Here is a 21,166-nt window from a genome sequence, read left to right as displayed (position 1 = left end):
CCATGCACATCGGAATCATCGGAGCCACGGGCAACATCGGGCAGCGCATCGTGGCCGAGGCGCTCGGTCGCAACCATCACGTGACGGCCCTGACCCGTCACCCCTCACGCATCCCCCCACGGCCCGGTCCCCTCGCCTGGCGGGTCGCGGACATCCACGACGTCGGGAGCCTCGTCCCCGCGCTCGGTGGCCTGGACGTGCTCGTCAGCGCCTACGGACCAGGAAACGCCTCCCTGGACCCGCGAGACACCGTGGAGCGCTCCGTCCAAGCCCCGGAAGCCTATGTGGCGGCGGCGAAGGCCCTGCTGGAGGCCCTGCGGCACCACCCGCCGCTCCGGCTCTTGGTCGTCGGTGGCGCCGGCAGCCTGGAGGTGCGTCCCGGTGTCCAGCTCGTCGACACCGAGGACTTCGAGGAGCGGCTGAAGAAGCTGGGGCTACCGGCGGAGTACAAGCGGGCGGTCCTGGCCCACCGCGACGCCTTGAATCTCTATCGGACCTCGAACCGGCACTGGACCTACTTCAGCCCCGCCGGCTGGATTGGCCCGGGTGAACGCACCGGGCGTTTCCGGCTGGGTGAGGACCAGCTCGTGGTGGACGCCAACGGCGACAGTCGTATCTCCTACGAGGACTACGCGCTCGCGCTCGTGGATGAACTCGAGCGGCCTCGCTTCCACGAGCGGCGCTTCACCATCGGCTATTGAAGCGCCGCCCTGGGAGGCACTCAGGCCCGTCGACGACGGGCGACCACGACCAGCAGCCCGGCGAGCGCGAGCACCCACCACACCACGCCCGTCCCCGCCGCGCTGCAGCCACCGCCGCTGACCGCGACGTCCGGGTGGGTGCCCGAGTCCGGGGGCGTCCACGGTCCGGCGTCCGGCGTCCCCGGCCCCGCGTCCGGCGTCCCCGGCCCCGCGTCCGGCGTCTTCGACAGCGTGCTCTCGTCGAAGTAGGCGCCGCACGCCGGGTCCTCCGCGCCGTCCGCGCGGTGCGCCAGGGCGAGCGCGTACGCCCCCGCGCCGAAGCCGGCCATGGGGATGTTGAACTTGTGCGTGCCGTTCAGCTCGTCATACGTCTCCGCCACCGCGAGGTAGTTCTTCGCGGACTGGTCCGTCACCCACTTCAGCACCCGGTCCGCGCGCTCCGTGTCGCCCGACATGCGCTTCACCATCGCGCCGCGCAGGCTGACGATGACCCACTCCGCGCTGTCGTACTCGCTGCCCCACGGGCTCATGTCCGCGAAGCCCGTGTGGTCGTAGCGGTCGTCGTTGCGCGACCACCCCGCGCCCGCCGGAGACGACAGGCGCAGGTCCAGCCCGCGCACGGTGGCCTTGGCGATCTTCCCGTTCGGGTCGAACAGGCCGAAGGCGAACGCGTCGAACACCGCCGCGTCCCAGTACCCGCGCCCCGCCCTCAGCTCCTCCAGGTTCGACGCCAGCACGTAGTTGCCGTCCGTCAGCTTCTCCGCCATCGCCTCGCGAATGGACTCCCCCGCCTCGCGGTAGCGCGTGGCGCGCGCGGTGTCCCCCACGCGCTCGGCCAGCGCCGCCGCGTCGCACAGGCCGCGCGCCGCCGTGAGGCTGGTGTACGCCCACGAGCGCTGACGCCCGTTCCAGTGCGTCTCCCAGATGGACGAGTCCGCCCGGATGAGGCCCGTCTCCGGGTCGATGAGCGCCACCAGCGCGTCACCCACCTTCGTGGACACCGTCGGCCACGTCTGGTCCACCAGCGAGAGGTCCCCCGTCGTGCGCTCGTAGTGCCGCAGCGCCCAGAGGAACAGGCCGAAGCCGTCGAACTCGATGTTCGGCCCCGCCTCGTTGAAGTCCGTCTCCTCGACGCCGAAGCCGTGGTAGCGCGTCAGGGTGATGAGGTACGGCGGCATGGAGTACGGCTGGAGCTCGCGCCAGCTCTGGAACCGGCCGCTGTCCGCGTTCAGGTAGTAGCTCAGCGCGTCCCGCGCGTCCGCGCGCATGCCCAGCGTGGCCATGGCCGCCGCCGCGTACGCGCCGTCGCGAATCCACGCGTACGTCCACTGTCCCGGCGGGAGGCTCGCCAGCACCGCCCCCTTGCCCGCGTGGCGCACCATGCCCGGCAGCGTGGCCGGGGAGCCGTCCGGCGCCTTGAAGCGCGTGCGGCGCGGCTCACCGTCGCGGCTGAGCGTGTCGCGCAGGAACGCCTCGCTCTCCCGCACCTGCGCCATGTGCAGCACCACCGCCGACTGGCGCACCAGCGTCTCCTCCTGCGCCGCGACGCCCGAGGGCACCTTCACCGTGTCCGTCTGGAAGGCCGCCCACCGCGCCACCTCCGCGTCCACCAGCGTCTTCGCGTCCGCCGTGCCCACGTAGTCCGCCAGCCACTGCCGCGCCGTGGCGACGCCGTCCGGGTTGCCCGTGTGCACGAAGGCCACGCCCGCCCACTTCTCCGCGCCCGCGGCGAGGTCGCCCAGGTTGAACTGGTATGCCGTCGCCCAGCCATTCGCCGCCGAGGGCGCCGCCGAGAAGTCCTGGAGGTCCTGCGCCCCGCCGTTGTTCACCACCGTGTACGCGTTGCCGGAGCCCGTCGCGCTCGACACCCAGGCCGCCTTGCGCGCCACCGCGCCCAGGGGCCGCGCCACCACCGCGCCCGCGTAGCCCTTCTCCGAGAAGTCGTTGCCGGCGAGCTCCACCGTCTCGCCGTTCTCGTCGATGTCCGACATGACGCCCGGCCGACCGAAGCCCAGGTGGAAGTTGTGCAGCGAGAAGACGCTCACCCCCGTGGACACCGCCGTGCCCGTGTTGCGCACGCGCAGCGCCATCACGAAGGACGTATGCGGCACCGACTGCGGCGCGAACACATACGTCGTCACCTCCAGCGTGCCCACCTTCTGCACCAGCGTCGCCAGGCCCGTGCCCGCCGTCCTGCCGGGCGCCCACGCGGCGTAGCCGCTCGCCTCCAGGTCCGCGTCCTGCGTGCTGAGCCAGCGCTGCGTCCCCCCGGAGCGCAGGCCGAAGAACGCGTCGAAGAGCACGTCCCGCGAATGCACCACCTGCGGCTGGCCCCGGACGTACACGTCCGCCCCCGTCGCGTCGATGATGGGCTCCTCGGTGGCGAAGAGGTGCTCGCGGAAGTGCGTCACCTTCTTCTGCTCCAGGTCCAGCATCACCGCGCCGTGCCCGTTGGACGACGGCAGCTCGAGGAAGGTGCGCCGGACGGGGACCTCGGCGCGGGCGTCCGTCGCCAGGAGACACAGCAGGGTGCAGAGCGAGAGGGCCGCGGCGCTCGGGGCGCGCGACGGCGCTCGGCCAGGGCCACGGGGGACAAGGGGGGAACGCTTCATCCCGCCGATTCTGGAGTGCTTCCGCCTCCGGGCCAACGGGGAGTTCCTCCCCGGTCGCGTCCGGGTCCCCTCCGACACGCCGGCGACACGCGCGTCGAACCCCGGTCGGGCCCCCGCCGGAGGCCCGCTGAACATCCATTCACCCGCGAGGCCTCGCGCCACGCGGAGACACCCGCCCCGCGGGCGGGCGTCCCCGTCACCCGCGCGTCTTCAATCCTTGACGACGGTGGTGATGATGAGCGGCGTCGGCGTGCCGATGAAGGTCCCCGCCGTGTTGGTGCACGGCATGGGCACCTGCGAGAAGTTCGCGGCGTAGTACCCGTACGTGGAGCCATTGCCCTTCTCGTAGAACTCGTGGCCGTCCGGGAGGACCACCTTCCAGACGTAGTTGATGCTCGTGTACTCCGTGGAGGTCCGGGCCCGGATGATGCTCGTCACGGTGGTGCCCCAGTGGTACGGCGCCACCGCCGGCACCTCGACGGTCTGCGGCGCGGGCGCCCAGTCGAACGTGCTGCCGCCCCAGCCGTAGATGAGGAACACGCTCGTCCCCCACGGCAGGTCGTCGTTGCGGTACGTGAGGGTGACCTCCGCCTGCGCGGTGCTGAAGTAGCCACACGTGTTGAGCACCGTCCGCGCCTGCACCCACTGCGAACCCGCGAACGCGGAGGTGGATGCGAACATCAGGGCGAGCACGAGCGCACGACTGGCAAACCGGGACATGCCGAGACTCCAGGGTGTGAGAGGAAAGCCCCGCCCCTCTAGCAGAGCGGGGTGACACCCTGGAACCCGGCGCGGTTCCTCCCGCGACGACGCCGTGTTCGAATGCCTGTCCGCCCCGAGCGCCTCCGCGCGTCGAGCACGCCCACGCATGCCTCGCGAGCCGCCCATCGTCCTGCCCGTGCTGCTGCCGCTGCTGCGGCACGCGAACCCGTGGGCGCTGCTCCTCGCACGGGAGGAGGGCCATCCGCTCTCCACCGCCGCGCTCCTCTCCGAACGCTATGCGCTCAAGAGCGACGAGAAGCCCTTCGTGCGCGAGCTGCTCGAGCGCAAGCGCAACCTGTGGGTCTTCCGCTGCGACCAGCGCCGCTTCGCGGGGGACTTCGTCGTCGTGGACATGTCCGAGCCCCGCCCCGCGCGGCGACGGGTGGTGGTGCTCGACCTGAAGATGGGCGCGCCCCTCGTCCTCGGTGGAGGGGGCGCCGGCATCCAGCTCACCCACGCCCAGGACGCAGTGGAAGGCGTCGCGGCGCGCGCGGGCCTCATCGCCCCGGGCACGCCCTACGAGCTCGCCACCGGCGACAAGGACGTCATGCTCGCGTGGCTGCGCGAGTGACACGACACCGCGACCCAGGCCGGCGCCCCGTGTTCGAGATGTCACCAAGGGCTGCTAGCCTGAATTAGCAGATTTAGCTGAAATACCAAATCCCCCTGGAGGTCTCCATGTCGGTCGTCCGAAGGGCGCTGGCCGTGCTCTTGCCATGCCTCGTGTTGTGCGCGGGCGTGTCCTCCGCGCAGGGCACGGGCGCGTTCGTGAACTGGGAGCATCCACACGTCCATCCGTTGGACCTGACGCCGGACGGGACGCGGTTGCTCGCCGTCAACACGGCGGACAACCGGCTGATGGTGTTCAACGTGACGAGCGGCCTGCCCGTGCTGGCGGCGGCCATCCCCGTGGGGCTGGACCCGGTGTCGGTGCGCGCGCGGAGCAACACGGAGGCGTGGGTGGTGAACCACGTCTCCGACAGCGTCAGCATCGTGGACCTCACCACGCTCAACGTGAGGACGACGGTGTCCACGGACGACGAGCCCGCGGACGTCATCTTCGCGGGCTCGCCCCAGCGCGCGTTCATCTCCTGCTCGCAGGTCAACCGCGTGCTGGTGGTGGACGCGGCCAACCCGTCGTCCACGCCCACGCGGCTGTCCTTGCAGGGCGAGGAGCCCCGGGCCCTGGCCACGAACGCGGCGGGCACGCAGGTGTACGTGGCCTTCTTCGAGTCCGGCAATCGCAGCACGATGCTCGGCGGGGGCAACGCCATGGGCGGTGGAGGCTTCCCGCCCAACGTGGTGAGCAACACCGCGGGCCCCTATGGCGGCGTCAACCCGCCTCCCAACTCGGGCAGCCTCTTCAATCCGCCGAAGAAGACCACGAATCCCACGCCGCCTCCGGTGGGCCTCATCGTGAAGAAGAACGCCGCCGGGCGGTGGGTGGACGACAACACGCGCGACTGGACGGCCTTCGTGTCCGGCGCCAGCGCGGCCTCGTCCGGGCGCAGGCCGGGATGGGATTTGCCCGACCGGGACGTGGCCATCATCGACGCGTCGTCGCTGGCGGTCACCTACGCCAGCGGGTTGATGAACCTGAACATGGCGCTGTCGGTCCACCCGAACGGCACCCTGGTCATGGTGGGCACGGACGCGCTGAACGAGGTCCGCTTCGAGCCGAACCTCCGGGGCCGCTTCCTGCGCGTGGTGGCCGCCGCGGTGCACCCGGCCACGCCGACGGCCGTGACCCTCTTCGACCTCAACCCCCACCTGACGTACACCACGGGCACCGTGCCGCAGGCGACGCGGGACCTGGCGCTGGGAGACCCGCGCGGCATGGCGTGGAACACGGCGGGCACGCGCGTCTACATCACGGGCATGGGCTCCAACAACGTCGCGGTGATGGACGACGCGGGCCACCGCATGGCGCAGGTCGACGTGGGCGAGGGCCCCACCGGCGTCGTGTTCGCCGGGACGCGCGTGTACGTGCTCAACAAGTTCGCGGCCAGCGTGTCCGTGCTGGACCCGGCGACGAACACGGAGCTGGCGCGCGTCCCCTTCTTCGACCCGTCCCCAGGCGCCATCAAGGTGGGACGCCAGCACCTCTACGACACGCACAAGGGCTCCGGCCTGGGACACATCTCCTGCGCGTCGTGCCACATCGACGGGCGCATGGACCGGCTGGCGTGGGACCTGGGCGACCCGGCCGGCGACATGAAGGCCGTCACCGGCCAGAACCTGGGCATGGGCATCCCGGGCATGACGAGCGGCTTCCAGCCCTGGCACGCGATGAAGGGCCCCATGACGACGCAGACGCTGCAGGACATCATCGGCAAGGAGCCGCTGCACTGGCGCGGCGACCGCGCGGGCCTCGAGGAGTTCAACCCGGCCTTCGTGGGGCTCCAGGGTGACGACGTCCAGCTCACGGTGGTGGAGATGCAGCAGTTCGAGGACTTCCTCGCCACGCTCACCTTCCCGCCCAACCCGTTCCGCAACCTCGACAACACGCTGCCCACCAACCTGCCCCTGCCCGGCCACTTCACCACCGGCCGCTTCGGCGCGGCGGGACAGCCCCTGCCCAACGGCAACGCGGTGAACGGCCTGCGCATCTACCGGCCCCCGCGTCTGCTCGACGGCGGGACGTTCGCGTGCGCCACGTGTCACACGCTGCCCACCGGCATGGGCGGCGACGTGCGGTGGAACGGCAGCCAGTTCGTCCCCTTCACCACGGGCACCAGCGGCGAGCACCACACGGGCCTCGTCTCCATCGACGGCTTCAGCAACGTGACGATGAAGATTTCACAGCTCCGCAACCTCTACGAGAAGGTCGGCATGGAGTTCACGCAGACGTCGAACCTGGCCGGCTTCGGATTCTCGCACGACGGCGGCGTGGACTCGCTCGCGCGCTTCCTGAGCGAGCCCGTCTTCACGTTCCAGAGCGACCAGGAGCTCGCCGACATGGTGGCGTTCATGTTGTCCTTCGCCGGCTCGGACCTGCCCAAGGGCTCCGCCACCACCGTCGCGGAGCCGCCGGGTCCGGACGGCAAGGACACGCACGCCGCCGTGGGCCAGCAGGTGACGCTCACCACGGCGAGCCCCACGCCCGCGCAGGCGAGCACGCTCGCCACGTTCCTCGCGCTGGCCGACAGCGGCAAGGTGGGCCTGGTGGTGAAGGGCAACCAGGGCGGCATCGCGCGCGGCGCGACGTACATGGGCGCGGGGGTGTTCCAGGCGGACCGCGCCACGGAGACGGTGACGGCCGCCGTGCTCCAGACGCTGGCGGGCGCCGGCAACGAGCTGACGTACACCGTGGTGCCCAAGGGCTCGGAGGTGCGCATCGGCATCGACCGCGACCTGGACGGCGCGCTCGACCGCGACGAGCTGGACCGTGGCACGCGGCCGGACGACCCGACGAGCCGGTAGGCCGGGCGCCCCCTGGTGACGACGGACCCAGGCCTTCCGGGCGGTCCGTCGTCACCCGTTCGACAGGGGGCGTCGTGTCTCGCGGACCACGCTGTCGCGCCGGGTCGGACATGTGGACCGTCGATGGAGGACACCCGGGCCCACGGGGCGTGTGAACCGGTTCACAGGCGCCTCGAGTGCACCTAACCCCCGTGTCCTGCTCGGGTTTCTCCCGCTGGACACCCGGGACGGCTGAAACCACGTTCAGCGAGAACCTGACAGCGTGTCGTCCGGAAGCAAGCGGTTGTCGTGCGACCTTGTCTCAAGACATGCGACTTGTTGCGTTCTGTCGGTTGGGGGCCCTTCAACAGAACAAGCCGGGCCACCACACGGGGGATGCATGATTTCGCTTGGCCGGTCCACGCAGTCGCCCTGGAAGAACCTGGCCTGCTTCCTGCGGGTGCTGATGACGCAGGTCCTCTACGTGGTGCCGCTCTTCTGGTTCATGGAGCTGGCGCAGAACGTGGCCTGGCGGTGGATGAACGGGGAATGGGGCTGGCACTACCCGGAGTCGCCGTACCACTGGTTCTCCTTCGGCAGCATGATCCTGTGGGCCGGGTGCGTGAGCATGCTGTGGGCCATGCACTTCTTCTGGTTCTACCCGCGCCGGGTGAAGGTGTGGATGCGCGTGGCGATGGGCTCCGTGGCCTGCTTCGTCGGCGAGTGGTTCGGGGGCTACATGGCGGACAAGGTCTTCGACCATCCGCTGCAGGTGTGGCCCGGCTCGTTCCTCGTCTACGTCCACATCGCCGCTCTCTTCTTCTGGGTGAGCAACGTCATCGTGTACCACCTGCTCACCGTCAACGTGGTGGACCTCACGCCCACGTACGACGCGCCGCCGGAGCCGGGCGCGCAGGCGGCCCGCGCGGCCTGAGTCGTTTCCCTCGGCCTCGTCCCTGCACCGCGAGGCGGGGAGTGTGCAGTCTTCGAGGAAGGCCTCTGCAGTAGAGTGCCTTCCATGTGCACCAGGAATAGCGCTCGTTCCGTGCGCCGCCTCGCGCTTCTGGCGACGATGCTGTTTCTGGGTGCCTGCGCGGAGGGGCCGGGCCTTCGCCCAGACGCCCCCGTCCGCAAATGGGTTGGACCGCTCGTGAGCGTGCCCGGTGGAGGGCAGTTCCGAACCGTCATCTATTACGGGCCCTGGCAGTGCAGTCAGCAGCTCATGAACTACTGCCGCTCCAAGTGCTCCGGGAGCGGTCATGCACTGCAGGGCTGCATGTGGCTCGCGGACGTGAAGATGGACTACCAGGGGACGGTGCTTCAAACGGGCAGCCGCTTCGGGATGACGCACTGCTGCTGCAACTACGCCACGCTCAGCATCAGCGCGAACGAGTCCGCCCGCGCCCAATGGAACAATGCACGGGATGGGTTCCGCGAACAGTGGGCCGGGCGCTTCGGTGCGTGGCCGACAGATTCGACGGGACTCGCGTATCCCGGGCACCATGTCCGAGACCTCAAGCACGGAGGCAATCCGACAGACTGGGAGAACATCCTGCCGTTCCCCAAGGACATCCATGAAACGCTGAACGGGCTCTACAACCAGTGCTATGCGAACAACCCGCCGTGGACCACGGTCGGGGTGGACTATCCCTACGGAGAGTAGCCCATGGAGATGGACAGACTGCTTGCGGAGGTGTCGCGCCTCCACCATCCCAATCCTCCCGCCACGCCCGAGCAGATCGAGGCGTTCGAACGAAGCGTGGGGTGGCGGCTGGACCCGGACCTGCGTGCCTTCTATCTGCACTGCGACGGCGCCGACCTCTTCGACCCGAGGACCCCCACCTTCAGGGACCCCGCTTTCTCGTTCCTCCCGCTCACGAAGATTCGACGTGCGCGGGTGGTCATGCTCCAGGACGACACCGACAAGTCCGGCCCCGCCTCCTGGTATGCCGTGTGCGAGGTACGAGACAGCAACTACATCCTCCTCGACGTGAGCCATCAAGAAGCCGGGCGCTACCCGATTCGCGATGGCTATCGCGAGGGCTTCCCAGACGCGGACTATTGCCGGCAGATCGCCGCATCCTTCGGGGAGTTCCTCGAGGGAGCGTTGCGCTCCGAAGGCCGGTGGTTCTGGCTCCGTCCCTGACGGATACAGGGAGAGACGACGCAGCGCCTCGGCCCCACGACGCGCCCACCCTTTCCTGGAAGCCCCTTCTCCGTATTGAAATGCGCGCGCGTCGCTCGTCATCACGACGGGACGATGCACGCGCATTTCCACATCCAGGAGGGAGCAACGATGCTGAACAAGCTGATTGTGTCCGCCGTGGTGGTGCTGTCGGGTGTCGCGGGAATCTCGGTCGCCGCCGAGCAGGGAGCGCCGTCCGTCTCGGAGTCCGTCGAAGTCGTGTGTCTCGCGCCCACCGCGTCCGTGGAGCTGACGCCTCCCGCGCCCATCTCCGCCTGTCCGTCGTACTGTGCTCCGGACCGCGTCGCGTGTTTGTACGACTGCGGCAGCAATGCGGCGTGCCGGGAAATCTGCGTCGACGCATACATCACCTGCTGCGGCTTCTAGCGGACCGGGGTGCGTCGCACGCGGCCCGGACGCTCACGCCTGGAGCGCCACCGCGCTGCTCCCGGGCGTGCCCAACGGGAGCTTCAACCGCGCCCGACACCCGCGCCCCTCCGGACGGTTCTCCAACCGGAGGGTGCCGCCGTGCGCCTCGGCGATCTGCCGGCACAGCGCCAGGCCGATGCCGCTGCCCTGGGGCTTGGTGGTGAAGAACGGCACGAAGAGGTTGCCCGAGTCCACCAGCCCCGGCCCCTCGTCCTCCACCCACACCTCCACCGCCCCCGGCGTCAGCACCGCCCAGGACACCCAGACGTCGCCGCTGCCCGGCTCCGCCAGCACCGCGTCCACCGCGTTGCGCACCAGGTTGATGAGCAGCTGCTCCAACTGGTCGGAGTCCGCGCGCACCACCAGCGCCGGCCCCGCACGCACCGACACCGGCCGGCGCTTCTCCAGCGCCGCCACGCGTCGCACCCACCCGTCCACCTCCACCCCCGCGAGCACCGGCGGCGGCAACCGCGCCAGCCGCGCATACGCCGACATGAAGCGCCCCAGCGCCTCCGAGCGCCGCGCGATGATGCCCAACCCACCCTTCGCGTCGTCCTCCCAGTCCGACGGACGCGGCGCCATCAACAGCGTGTCCCGCAGCGCCTCCGCGATGGACTGGATGGGCGCCAGCGAGTTGTTGATTTCATGGCTCAACACCCGCACCAGCCGGCGCCACGCCTCGCGCTCCTGCTCGCGCAACGCCAGCCGCACGTCCGCGAGCACCACCAGGTGGTGCGGCAGCCCGCCCTGACGGAACTCCCCGCGCCGCAGCTCGTACGGGCCGCCCTCCTCCGCGAACGTGCGCGTCAACCGCCGGGGCGCCGGCCCCTCCAACAGGTCCGACAACCCCAGCGAGCCCGCGCCCTTGCCCACCAGCTGTGAGCGCGACTGCCCCAGGAGCTTCTCGCCCGCCCGGTTCACCAGCCGCAGCGTGCCCGCCACGTCGAAGGCCAGCACCCCGACGTCGATCTCCTCCATCACCTGCTCCAGCAGCGCCCCCGCCTCCAACGCCCCCAGCCGCTGCTCGCGCAAGGTGTCGCCGAGCGCGTTCACCTCCAGGAGCACCTCGCCCAACGCGTCGCCCACGCGCGCGCCGCGCCCGCGCGTGGAGTAGTCCCCCTCGCGCAGCGCCGCCAGCAGGTTGGCCAGCGCGTGCAGGGGCCGCATCACCCGCTCCCGCACCAGCAGCCCCACGCCCAGGAACATGCCCAGCACCAGCGAGCTGAGCGTCCACCGCACCTTCGAGGAGAAGTCCCCCGTCCACACCAGCGCGAGCGAGGCCACCGCGCCCGGCAGGCCCGCCAGCCACGCCAGGGCCAGCACCTGCACGTCATGGGGCCAGCGTCGCTCCCGCCGTGGATTCACCGCGCTCCCTTGATGCCGTAGTACTGGAGCCGCCGGTAGAGCGCGCTCCGCGAAAGGCCCAGCCCCTTCGCCGCCTCGCTCACATTACCCTCATGCCGCGCCAGCGCGCGCTCGATGAGGTAGCGCTCCACCTCCTCCAGCGTCATCTCCTCCAGCCGGGACAGGCCCTCGCGCCCGGCGCGGCGCAGGAGCAGGTCCTCCGCCGTCACCTCGTCCCCCGCCGCCATCAGCATCGAGCGCTCCACCGCGTGCTCCAGCTCGCGCACGTTGCCCGGCCAGGGGTACGCCAGCAGCGCCTCCAGCGCCCCGGCCGACAGCCGCGACGCCGCGCGCCCGTAGCGCTTGCCGTGCTCCGCCAGGAAGTGCGCCGCCAGCAGCGGGATGTCCTCGCGCCGCTCGCGCAGCGGCGGCAGCGGCACCTCCACCGTGTTGAGCCGGTACAGCAGGTCCTCGCGGAAGCGCCCCTCCGTCACCGCCTTGGCCAGGTCCACGTTGGTGGCGCTCACCACGCGCACGTCCACCCGCCGCGTCTTCGACGAGCCCACCGGGTGCAGCTCCCCCGTCTGGAGCACGCGCAACAGCTTCGCCTGCTGCGACAGCGGCATGTTGCCGATCTCATCCAGGAACAGCGTGCCGCCGTCCGCCAGCTCGAAGCAGCCGATGCGGTCCGTCTTCGCGTCCGTGAAGGCCCCCTTCACGTGGCCGAACAGCTCGCTCTCGAAGACCCCCTCGGACAGGCCGCCGGAGTTCACCGCCACGAACGCCCGGTCCGCGCGCGTCGAGGCCGCGTGCAGCAGCCGCGCCACCACCTCCTTGCCCGTGCCGTGCTCGCCCGTCACCAGCACGTTGGCGTTGGAGGGCGCCACGCGTTCGATCATGCGCCGCACCGGCTGCATCACGCGGGACTCCGACACCAGCGCGGGCAGGCCGCCCTTGCCGCGCCGCAGGTGCTCGTTCTCCTCCTCGAGGCGCCGGCTGCGCTTGAGGGCGCGCCCCAGCTCCAGCTGCGTGCGCAGCGTGGCCAGCAGGCGCGTGTTGTCCCACGGCTTCTGCACGTAGTCGCGGGCACCGCCGCGCATGGCCTCCACCGCGCCCTCCACGCTGCTCCACGCCGTCATCACCACCACCGGCAGCGACGCGTCCTGCGCGCGGATGCGCCCGAGCAGGTCCATGCCCTCCTTGCCGGAGGTCGTGTCGCGCGCGTAGTTCAGGTCCATGAGGACCAGGTCCACGTCCTCGGCGTCCAGCGTGGCGAGCGCCCCCGCGGGCGACTGCGCGGTGACGACCGTGTACCCGTCGCGCTTCAGCAACAGGCGCAAGGCCTCCAGCACGTCCGCCTGGTCGTCGGCGACGAGGATGCGCGCGGGCTTCGCGGCGGGTACGGGGGCCGGAGCGGGAGCAGCGGGAGCGATGGAGGGAAGGGGTTCGGACACGGGGACATCCATGAGAGGAAGAAAGGTGCCAGGAAAGAAGCGGCTCAACCGCGACGAAGGACGGATGCGGGGTCCACGCTGGCGGCCCTGCGAGCCGGTAGCCAGCTCGCCAGCCAGGCGGTGCCCCATAGCAGGAGGGAGACGGAGGCCAACACCGAAACATCCAGCGCCCCCATCCCGTAGAGCAGCCCCTCCATGATGCGGTGGGCCGCCAGCGCGCCCAGCAGGCCCAGCGCCAGGCCCAGCCCCACGCGCCGCAGCGCCTGGCCCACCACGAGCCTCAGGATGTCCGCGCTCCGCGCCCCCAGGGCCATGCGCACGCCCATCTCGTGGGAGCGCTGGGTCACCGCGTAGGACATGACGCCGTAGATGCCCACCGCGGCCAGGACCAGCGCCAGCACGCCGAAGGCGCCCAGCAGCACCGCGCGGAAGCGGGGCTGGCCCAGGTCCCTGCCCAGCCGCTCCTCCAGCGTGGACACCTGGGAGAGCGCCACCATCGGGTCCACGGCGCGCAGCTCCTCGCGCACCACCGCCTCCAACGACTGGGGCGACACCCCTCCCGCGGCCCGCACCGCCAGTTGTCCTCCGGAGGACGGGTCCTGCGCCATGGGCACGTACACGGTGGGCTCGTGCCCCTGCTCCACGCCCGCGTACGCGACGTCCCCCACCACGCCCACCACCGTCACCCACAGCGGGTTGCCCTGCGCGTCGTCACCGCCGAAGGACACGCGGCGGCCCACCGCGTCCTGCCCGGGGAAGACCGCGCGCGCGAAGCGCTCGCTCACCACCATGACCCGGGGCGCGTTCGCGCCGTCCGAGGCCTGGAGCCGACGCCCCGCGAGCAGCGGCACGCGCAGCGCTTCGAGGAAGCCGGGCGTGGAGGTGTTGACCAGCGCGTTGGGGCGCACCGGTGGGTCGTCGGAGCCCTCCGGGAAGTAGCCCGAGCGCTGGATGGAGCCCCCCGCCGGGAGGCTCTCTCCCACGCCCACGGCGGCGACCTCGCGCCGCGCGGCGAGCCGCTCCGTCAGCTCGCGGTGGAAGTTCGCCGCCCGCACCGGGTCCCCGTAGCGGTCCACCGGCAGGGACAGCCGGGCCACGAAGACCCCCTCGGGCTCCAGGCCCGGGTCCGCCTGAGACATCCGCCAGAAGCTCTTGAGCATCAGCCCCGCGCCGGTGACGAGCAGCAGCGCCAGCGCCACCTCCGCCACCACGAGCACCGCGTGCGCGCGGCCCCGGGAGGACTCCGCCGCGCCCCGCCCCAGCACCGCGCCCGGAGACATCCGGCTGCGCTGCAGCGCCGGCACCAACCCCACGCCCACGCCCGTCGTCAGCGTCACGGCCAGCGCGAAGAAGAGGACGCGGCCGTGCACCACCACCTCGCCCGAGCGGGGCAGGCGGTTGGCGCCCAGGTACAGCACCAAGTCCGTGGCCCACAGCGCGAGCAGCACGCCGCCCACGCCTCCCATCAGCGCCAGCAGCACGCTCTCCGTGAGCAACTGCCGCACCAGCCGGCCGCGCCCGGCCCCCAGCGCCACGCGGATGCCCAGCTCCCGCTGCCGCGCGGCGGCCCGCGCCAGTTGCAGGTGCGCCACGTTGGCCGCGGCCAGCATCAACACGAGGGACACCGCGCCCAGCAGCACCCACAGCAGCAGGCGCACGTCCCGGGTGAGGACGTCGCCGTAGCGGTTCAGCCCCACCACGAGCGCGGCGTCCTTCTCGGCGATGATGCGCCCGCCCACGGCCTTCAGCTCCTCCCGCGCGGACTCGAGCGTCGCCCCGGGCGCCAGCCGGCCCAGCACGGAGAACGAGCGGTGCCCCCGCTCCTCGCGCGGCTCGCGCGTCACCGAGGCGGGCTGGCTGTCGAAGGGAATCCAGAGGTCCGAGTTGCGCTGAGGCACGTCGAAGGACGGCGGCATCACCCCCACCACCGTGTAGGGCTGCCCGTCGAGCGTCAGCGTCCGACCGAGCACCTCCGGGACGCCGCCCTCCTGCAACCACAGCGCGTGGGAGAGCACCACCACCCGCGCGTGGCGCTCGTCGACGGAGAAGGCGCGGCCGAGCAGGGGCGGCGTCCCGAGCGCGCCGAAGAAGTCGCCCACCACCGCCGCGCCCCACAGTTGTCTCGCGTCCCCTTCGCCCGTGAGGTTGAAGGCGTCACTCGCGTAGGCGCTCAGCGAGCGCAGTTGGGTGACGTCGCGCGCGAGGTCCTCGTAGTTGGGCAGGCTGTAGCGCGCCTGTCGCGACCCGGGCCCCTCGGACGCCATCACCACCAGCCGCTCCGGCTCCGGGAAGGGCAGCGGGCGCAGGAGGACCGCGTCCACCACGCTGAACAAGGCCGTCGTCACGCCGATGCCCAGCGCCAGCACCAGCACCGCCGCCGCCGTGAACACGGGCGACTGGCGCATCGTGCGCAGCGCGTACCTCACGTCCATCGACACGTCGTTCCACATGGCGGCGCCCCCCTTTCCGACTCAGGCCTTCTGCAGCCACCCGTCCGCGAGTTGGATGATGCGGTGGCCGTACGCCGCGTTGGCGTCCGAGTGCGTCACCTGGATGATGGTGGTGCCCTCCTGGTTGAGCTTCTGGAAGACCTCCATGATGTGCCTGGCCTGCTGCGAGTGGAGGTTGCCGGTGGGCTCGTCCGCCAGCAGCATCTTCGGGTTGGCGATGAGCGCGCGGGCGATGCCCACGAGCTGCTGCTGACCACCCGACAGCTGCGAGGGGAACAGGTCCTTCTTCCCCACGAGCTGGAAGCGGTCCAGCATGTCCCCCACCAGCGCGTCGCGCTCGCCCTTCTTCAGGTTGCGGTAGGACAGGGGAACCTCCAGGTTCTCCGCCACCGTGAGGTTGTCCAGCAGGTGGTACTGCTGGAAGACGAAGCCGATGGTGCGCCGCGACAGCTCCGCGCGCTCCTTGGGCTTCATCTTGTGGACCGCCTGCCCGTCCAGGACGTACTCGCCCTGCCACTCCGCGTCGAGCATGCCGAGGATGGACAGGAGCGTGGACTTGCCCGCGCCCGAGGGGCCCATCAGCGTGACGAACTCACCGGGCTGGATGTCCAGGTCGATGTTGCGCAGCACCCAGGTGCGCCCGCCCGCCAGGGGATAGGACTTCTCGATTTGCCGCAGGGAGATGAGGGGAGGGGACATGGGGTTCTCGGGAGTGCGCCGCGGCGCACGGAATGAGGGAAGCAGGCGGGTTATTCCGAACGAAGCGCGATGATGGGGTCCACCCGCGTGGCCCGCCGCGCCGGCAGCCACGTCGCCACGCCCGCCACCGCGGACAGCAGCGCCGCCACCCCGGCGAACGTCCACGGGTCATACGCCGTCACCCCGTACAACAGCGCGCCCAGGAAGCGGGCCAGCGCCAGCGACAACGCCAGCCCCAGGGCCACGCCCAGCCCCGCCAGGCCCATCCCCTGGCGCAGCACCAGCGCCAGCACGTCGCCCCGCGCCGCCCCCAGCGCCATGCGGATGCCCATCTCCCGCGTGCGCTGCGCCACCGAGTAGCCGATGACGCCGGTGATGCCCAGCGCCGACAGCAGCAGCGCGGTCCCCGCGAACAACCCCATCAGCAGCGCGGACAGCCGGCGCGAGCCGATGGACTCGTCCACGAGCCGGGACAGCGGTGCCACGCCGAACAACGGCACGTCCCGGTCCACCTCCCGGAGCGCCGCCTCGATGGCCGGACGCAGCGCCTCCGCGGGGCCCGACTTCGCGCGCACCACCAGGCCCATGAAGGGGCTGGGGTCCGAGTTGAGCGCCCAGTAGGCGGCGGGTCGCGAGACGTCCTCCAGGCCCTCCTCGCGCAGGTCGTCGACGATGCCCACCACCGTCGACCAGTGCGTCATCGGCTCGAGCGACAGGCGCTGGCCCAGCGCGTTGCCCTGGGGCCAGTAGGTGTCCGCGAAGCGCTTGTTGATGACGACCTCCGCGGGCTGGCCCACTTCGCCGAGCCCCTGGTGCAGCCGCCCCTGGAGCAGCTTCACGCGCAACGCGCGCAGGTAGTCCGGGCTCGCCAGTCGGAAGCTCACCTCGGGCAGCAGCTCTCCCGGCGTCCGGGGCCGGCTCTCGAACACGATGCCCCGGAAGGTGAGCCCGCCCAGCGGCAGCATGTTGGTGAGCCCCACGGACTCCACGCCGGGCACCGCCTGGAGCTTCTCCAACAGCTCACGCTGGAAGGCCAGCTTCCGGGAGTCGTCCGCGTAGCCCACGTCCGGCAGGGTGAGTCGTCCCGTGAGCACGCCTTCGGGGTCGAAGCCGGGGTCCACCGCGAGCAGCGCCACCAGGCTCTTGCCGAACAGCCCCGCGCCCACCAGCAGCACCAGCGCCAGCGCCACCTGCCCCACCACCAGCCCCGCGCGCAGCTTCCCGGAGCGCCTCCCGCCCGTGCCTCGTGAGCCCTCGCGCATCGCCGCGTTCAGGTCCGCGCGGCTCGCCTGGAGCGCCGGCACCAGCCCGAACAGCACGCCCGACACCAGGCTCACGCCCATCGTGAACCCCAGCGAGCGCCAGTCCAGCCGCACCTCTCCCGCCCTCGGCAGGCCCTCGCCCACCACCGCCAGCAGCACGTCCGTTCCCCACAGCGCCAGCAGCAACCCCAGCCCGCCCCCCACCACCGCCAGCACCAGGCTCTCCGACAGGAACTGGACCATCAACCGCCAGCGCCCGGCCCCCAGCGCCGCGCGAATCGAGACCTCCCGCTCCCGCGCCGCCGCCCGCGCCAGCAGCAGGTTCGCCACGCTGCTGCACGCCACCAACAGCACGAACCCCACCGCGCCCAGCAGCAGCCACAGCGTGCCCTTCACGTTCCCCACCATCCGGTCCTCCAGGGGCGTGAGGTGGACGGACCAGCCGAGGCCCTGGTAGCGGGGCTCCGCCTCCTGCATCTCGCGGGCGACCCGGTCCATGTCGGCGCGGGCCTGCCCGAGCGACACCCCGTCGCGCAGCCGCGCCACCAGCGCCAGGAAGCGCGTGGTCCGCGACGTGGCCTGCTCCTCCGTCGGGACGAAGGGCACGTAGAGGTCGGTCCGCTCCGGGTACGCCGCGCGCGAGGGCAGCACGCCCACCACCGTGTACGACTCACCGTTCAACTGGAGGGACTTGCCCAGCACGTCCGGGTCCTGCGCGAAGTGCGCGCGCCACGCCTTGTGCGTGAGCACGACCACCTTGTCGTGTCCCGGCGAGCTCTCCTCCTCCGTGAAGTTCCGCCCGAGCATCGGCCGGACGCCGAGCGTGGGCAGGAACGAGGCCGAGACCCTCGCCACGCCGAAGCGCTGCGCGGCCCCTCCGTCCGTGAGCGTCATGTCCTTCCAGGTGTACACCCCCGCGGCGCTGAAGACGTGGGAGCGCTCGCGGAAGTCCTGGTACTCCATGACGGAGACGGAGATCTCCTTCAGGCCCGCGATGTCGATGTCGCTGGTGAGGTGGACCAGCCGGCCCGGCTCCTCGATGGCCGGCGGCCGGAGGAGCACGCCGTTCACCACGCTGAACACGGCGCTGTTCGCGCCGATGCCCAGCGCGAGCGCCAGCACCGCCACCAGCGTGAAGCCGGGGCTCTTGCGCAGGGAGCGCAGCGCGAAGCGGAAGTTCTGCAGCAAGGTATCCATGTCGTCTCCGCCTACTCCGCTCGAAGGGCGATGATGGGGTCCACCCGCGTGGCCCGCCGCGCCGGCAGCCACGTCGCCACGCCCGCCACCGCGGACAACAGCGCCGCCACCCCGGCGAACGTCCACGGGTCATACGCCGTCACGCCATACAGCAAGGCTCGCAGCAGGTGCGCCAGCGCCAGCGACAGCACCAGCCCCAGGGCCACGCCCAGCCCCGCCAGGCCCATCCCCTGGCGCAGCACCAGCGCCAGCACGTCGCCCCGCGCCGCGCCCAGCGCCATGCGGATGCCCATCTCCCGCGTGCGCTGCGCCACCGAATAGCCGATGACGCCGGTGATGCCCAACGCCGCCAGCAGCAACGCGGTGCCCGCGAACAACCCCATCAACAGCGCGGACAGCCGTCGCGCGCCGATGGAGTCGTCCGCCAGCCGCGCCAGGGGCGCCACGCCGAACAACGGCACGTTGCCATCCACCTCCCGCAGCGCGCCCTCCACCGCCGAGCGGAGGGACTCGGGGTCCCCCGACTTCGCCCTCGCGGCGAGCGCCAGGTTCGTCCCGCCCAGCTGCGCGAGCGAGTAGTACGCGATGGGCACCATCGGCTTGTCCAGCGCCCACTCGCGCGCGTCGTCCACGATGCCCACCACCGTGGCCCACTGCGCGTCGGGCCGGTTCAACTTCAGCCGCTGGCCCAGCGCGTTGCCCTGGGGCCAGTACAGCTCCGCGAAGCGCTGGTTGATGACCACCGCCCACGCGGCGCCCGAGCCATCCATCGACTCCAGCATCCGCCCCTCGCGCAGCCGCACCCGCAGCGCGCGCAGGTAGTCCGGGCTGACGGTGCGCATCTGCACCGCGGGCCACACCTCGTCCGGGCCCTTCGTCCGCCCCTCGATGGAGAAGCCGAACGTCATCGAGCGCCCCAGCGGCAGCAGGTTGGTGAGCCCCACGGCCTCCACGCCGGGCGACGTCTGGAGCTTCTCCAGCAACGCCTGCTGGAAGGCGGCCTGCCGCTCGGGCGTGCCGTGGGTCGTCGCCGGGAGGGAGAGCTGCGCGGTGAGCACACCCTCGGGCTCGAAGCCCGGGTCCATCGTCATCAGCGCCACCAGGCTCTTGCCGAACAGCCCCGCGCCCACCAGCAGCACCAGCGCCAGCGCCACCTGCCCCACCACCAGCCCCGCGCGCAGCCTCCCCGCGCGACCGCCGCCCGTGCCTCGCGAGCCCTCGCGCATCGCCGCGTTCAGGTCCGCGCGGCTCGCCTGGAGCGCCGGCACCAGCCCGAACAACACGCCCGACACCAGGCTCACGCCCGTCGTGAACACCAGCGAGCGCCAGTCGAGCCGGACCTCGGCCGCCCTCGGCAGGGCCTCGCCCACCACCGCCAGCAGCGCGTCCGTCCCCCACAGCGCCAGCAGCAACCCCAGCCCGCCGCCCACCACCGCCAGCACCAGGCTCTCCGTGAGGAACTGCGCCACCAGCCGCCCCCGCCCCGCCCCCAGCGCCGCGCGAATCGACACCTCGCGCTCCCGCGCCGCCGCGCGGGCCAGCAGCAGGTTCGCCACGCTGCTGCACGCCACCAGCAGCACGAACCCCACCGCGCCCAGCAGCAGCCACAGCGTGCCCTTCACGTCTCCCACCACCTCGTCCTCCAGGGACTTCAGGCCGATGGTGCGCTGCGAGGAGCCGTACTTCGGGTGGGCCACGGCCAGCTCCGAGGAGACCCGCGCCAGGTCGCGCCGGGCGGCCTCCAACGTCACGCCCGGCTTCATCCGGGCCATCACGTCCAGGAAGCGCGTCTCCCGCTTCTCCTCGCCCGCCAGGTCCGGCGAGGGCGCGAAGGGTTTGTAGAGGTCCGTGCCCGCCGGGTACACCACGCCGCGCGGCAGCACGCCCACCACCGTGTAGGGCTCGCCATCCAACTGGAGCGTGCGCCCGAGCACGCTCGGGTCCTGGGAGAAGTGGGTCCGCCACGTCTGGTGCGTGAGCAGCACCACGCGATCCCTCCCCGGCGTCTCCTCGTCCTCTGTGAAGTTGCGCCCCAGCGACGGCGCCACGCCCAGCGTGGGCAGGAAGGACGCGGTGGCCTCCAGCACGCGCAGGTGCTGCGGCGTGTCCACGCCCGTCAGCGTGACGTCGTCATCCGAGAAGGCCGCCACCGAGGCGAAGACATGCGTCAGGTCGCGGTACTCCCGGTACTCCACCACCGACGAGGACAGCCCGGCGCGCTTCGCCTTCGCGAAGTCGTTGGACACGTCCACCAGCTGCTCCGGCTCCGCGAAGGGCGGCGGCCGGAGGAGCACCCCGTTGACGACGCTGAAGACGGCCGTGTTCGCGCCGATGCCCAGCGCCAGCGCCAGCACCGCGACCAGCGCGAAGCCCGGGCTCTTGAGCAGCGAGCGAGAGGCGTGACGGACATCGAGGAGGAAGGTTTCCATGCGCGTGGCGCCCCGGGCGGAGAGAAGGCAGACGACTCCCGTTCCCGCGCGCGGAAGGCGCGGGCCCGGGACAATCCCTGCGGAGAGGATCAGCGGCGCTGCTCGTCCTGCACGATGCGGCCGTCGAAGAGGCTGACGGTGCGGGTGGCGACGCGCGCGTGCGCCGGGTCGTGCGTCACCATGCAGATGGTGGCGCCGGCCTTGTGCAGCTCCGACAGCAACTGCATCACCGCCTCGCCG

General features: G+C 71.5%; 15 protein-coding genes and 1 pseudogene. 7 read left to right on the top strand and 9 right to left on the bottom strand.

The genetic code is table 11. The features are described from left to right. The first annotated feature begins 2 nt into the window (after positions 1-2). On the top strand, positions 3-701 hold the full coding sequence (locus tag LZ198_RS27825; RefSeq protein WP_253975108.1) for an NAD(P)-dependent oxidoreductase: 699 nt from the start codon (positions 3-5) through the stop codon (positions 699-701). 20 nt (positions 702-721) lie between these two features. Here LZ198_RS27825 and LZ198_RS27820 read toward each other — a convergent pair whose 3' ends face one another. Then, a complete protein-coding gene (locus LZ198_RS27820) occupies positions 722-3,313 on the bottom strand; it encodes a glycoside hydrolase family 15 protein (RefSeq protein ID WP_253975107.1) in 2,592 nt (863 codons plus the stop codon). 210 nt (positions 3,314-3,523) lie between these two features. Beyond that, positions 3,524-4,033, bottom strand: a complete 510-nt coding sequence (locus LZ198_RS27815; protein ID WP_253975106.1) for a hypothetical protein — start codon at positions 4,031-4,033, stop codon at positions 3,524-3,526. Positions 4,034-4,181: 148 nt separating this feature from the next. On the opposite strand from LZ198_RS27815, the gene LZ198_RS27810 reads away from it, so the two are divergent. From LZ198_RS27810 to LZ198_RS27785, 6 genes are all read left to right on the top strand, one after another. Next, the gene (locus tag LZ198_RS27810) at positions 4,182-4,646 is read left to right on the top strand and encodes a hypothetical protein (RefSeq protein WP_253975105.1); all 465 of its coding nucleotides are present in this window, start codon (positions 4,182-4,184) and stop codon (positions 4,644-4,646) included. A gap of 107 nt (positions 4,647-4,753) precedes the next feature. Beyond that, a complete protein-coding gene (locus LZ198_RS27805; RefSeq protein ID WP_253975104.1) occupies positions 4,754-7,498 on the top strand; it encodes a YncE family protein in 2,745 nt (914 codons plus the stop codon). Positions 7,499-7,877: 379 nt separating this feature from the next. Beyond that, positions 7,878-8,411, top strand: a complete 534-nt coding sequence (locus tag LZ198_RS27800; protein ID WP_253975103.1) for a hypothetical protein — start codon at positions 7,878-7,880, stop codon at positions 8,409-8,411. A 216-nt stretch (positions 8,412-8,627) separates the two neighbouring features. Further along, positions 8,628-9,140, top strand: coding sequence for a hypothetical protein (locus tag LZ198_RS27795; protein ID WP_253975102.1), 513 nt, complete (start codon positions 8,628-8,630; stop codon positions 9,138-9,140). A gap of 3 nt (positions 9,141-9,143) precedes the next feature. Further along, positions 9,144-9,623, top strand: a complete 480-nt coding sequence (locus LZ198_RS27790; RefSeq protein WP_253975101.1) for an SMI1/KNR4 family protein — start codon at positions 9,144-9,146, stop codon at positions 9,621-9,623. A 150-nt stretch (positions 9,624-9,773) separates the two neighbouring features. Further along, positions 9,774-10,049, top strand: a complete 276-nt coding sequence (locus tag LZ198_RS27785; protein ID WP_253975100.1) for a hypothetical protein — start codon at positions 9,774-9,776, stop codon at positions 10,047-10,049. A gap of 33 nt (positions 10,050-10,082) precedes the next feature. Here the strand turns inward: LZ198_RS27785 and LZ198_RS27780 are convergent, their stop codons facing one another. The 7 genes and pseudogenes from LZ198_RS27780 to LZ198_RS27750 all read right to left on the bottom strand — a co-directional run. Further along, complete coding sequence (locus LZ198_RS27780; protein ID WP_253975099.1) at positions 10,083-11,456, bottom strand: sensor histidine kinase; 1,374 nt, start codon at positions 11,454-11,456, stop codon at positions 10,083-10,085. Further along, positions 11,453-12,901: a sigma-54-dependent transcriptional regulator gene (locus tag LZ198_RS27775; protein ID WP_253975098.1), complete on the bottom strand. Its 1,449-nt coding sequence runs from the start codon at positions 12,899-12,901 to the stop codon at positions 11,453-11,455. Before LZ198_RS27775 ends, LZ198_RS27780 begins: the two co-directional genes overlap by 4 nt. A 32-nt stretch (positions 12,902-12,933) precedes the next feature. Then, a complete protein-coding gene (locus LZ198_RS27770; protein WP_253975097.1) occupies positions 12,934-15,339 on the bottom strand; it encodes an ABC transporter permease in 2,406 nt (801 codons plus the stop codon). Between the two features lie 21 nt (positions 15,340-15,360). Next, positions 15,361-16,038 (bottom strand): ABC transporter ATP-binding protein, encoded by a 678-nt coding sequence (locus tag LZ198_RS27765; protein WP_253975096.1) that lies wholly within the window; start codon positions 16,036-16,038, stop codon positions 15,361-15,363. Between the two features lie 50 nt (positions 16,039-16,088). Next, positions 16,089-18,497, bottom strand: a complete 2,409-nt coding sequence (locus tag LZ198_RS27760) for an ABC transporter permease (RefSeq protein ID WP_253975095.1) — start codon at positions 18,495-18,497, stop codon at positions 16,089-16,091. An 11-nt stretch (positions 18,498-18,508) separates the two neighbouring features. Continuing rightward, complete coding sequence (locus LZ198_RS27755; protein WP_253975094.1) at positions 18,509-20,926, bottom strand: ABC transporter permease; 2,418 nt, start codon at positions 20,924-20,926, stop codon at positions 18,509-18,511. Between the two features lie 89 nt (positions 20,927-21,015). After that, positions 21,016-21,166 (bottom strand): annotated as a pseudogene (locus LZ198_RS27750) (ABC transporter ATP-binding protein); the annotation flags it as partial.

Source organism: Myxococcus dinghuensis (assembly GCF_024198235.1).
Lineage (GTDB): Bacteria > Myxococcota > Myxococcia > Myxococcales > Myxococcaceae > Myxococcus > Myxococcus dinghuensis.
This window is presented reverse-complemented; position numbering and strand designations above follow the sequence as displayed.

Coding starts and splice junctions, on each gene's coding strand:
- LZ198_RS27770 (WP_253975097.1), bottom strand. CDS start 15,339: ATGTGGAACGACGTGTCGATGGACGTGAGGTACGCGCTGCGCACGATG.
- LZ198_RS27805 (WP_253975104.1), top strand. CDS start 4,754: ATGTCGGTCGTCCGAAGGGCGCTGGCCGTGCTCTTGCCATGCCTCGTG.
- LZ198_RS27815 (WP_253975106.1), bottom strand. CDS start 4,033: ATGTCCCGGTTTGCCAGTCGTGCGCTCGTGCTCGCCCTGATGTTCGCA.
- LZ198_RS27820 (WP_253975107.1), bottom strand. CDS start 3,313: ATGAAGCGTTCCCCCCTTGTCCCCCGTGGCCCTGGCCGAGCGCCGTCG.
- LZ198_RS27755 (WP_253975094.1), bottom strand. CDS start 20,926: ATGGAAACCTTCCTCCTCGATGTCCGTCACGCCTCTCGCTCGCTGCTC.
- LZ198_RS27775 (WP_253975098.1), bottom strand. CDS start 12,901: ATGGATGTCCCCGTGTCCGAACCCCTTCCCTCCATCGCTCCCGCTGCT.
- LZ198_RS27810 (WP_253975105.1), top strand. CDS start 4,182: ATGCCTCGCGAGCCGCCCATCGTCCTGCCCGTGCTGCTGCCGCTGCTG.
- LZ198_RS27760 (WP_253975095.1), bottom strand. CDS start 18,497: ATGGATACCTTGCTGCAGAACTTCCGCTTCGCGCTGCGCTCCCTGCGC.
- LZ198_RS27800 (WP_253975103.1), top strand. CDS start 7,878: ATGATTTCGCTTGGCCGGTCCACGCAGTCGCCCTGGAAGAACCTGGCC.
- LZ198_RS27825 (WP_253975108.1), top strand. CDS start 3: ATGCACATCGGAATCATCGGAGCCACGGGCAACATCGGGCAGCGCATC.
- LZ198_RS27765 (WP_253975096.1), bottom strand. CDS start 16,038: ATGTCCCCTCCCCTCATCTCCCTGCGGCAAATCGAGAAGTCCTATCCC.
- LZ198_RS27785 (WP_253975100.1), top strand. CDS start 9,774: ATGCTGAACAAGCTGATTGTGTCCGCCGTGGTGGTGCTGTCGGGTGTC.
- LZ198_RS27790 (WP_253975101.1), top strand. CDS start 9,144: ATGGAGATGGACAGACTGCTTGCGGAGGTGTCGCGCCTCCACCATCCC.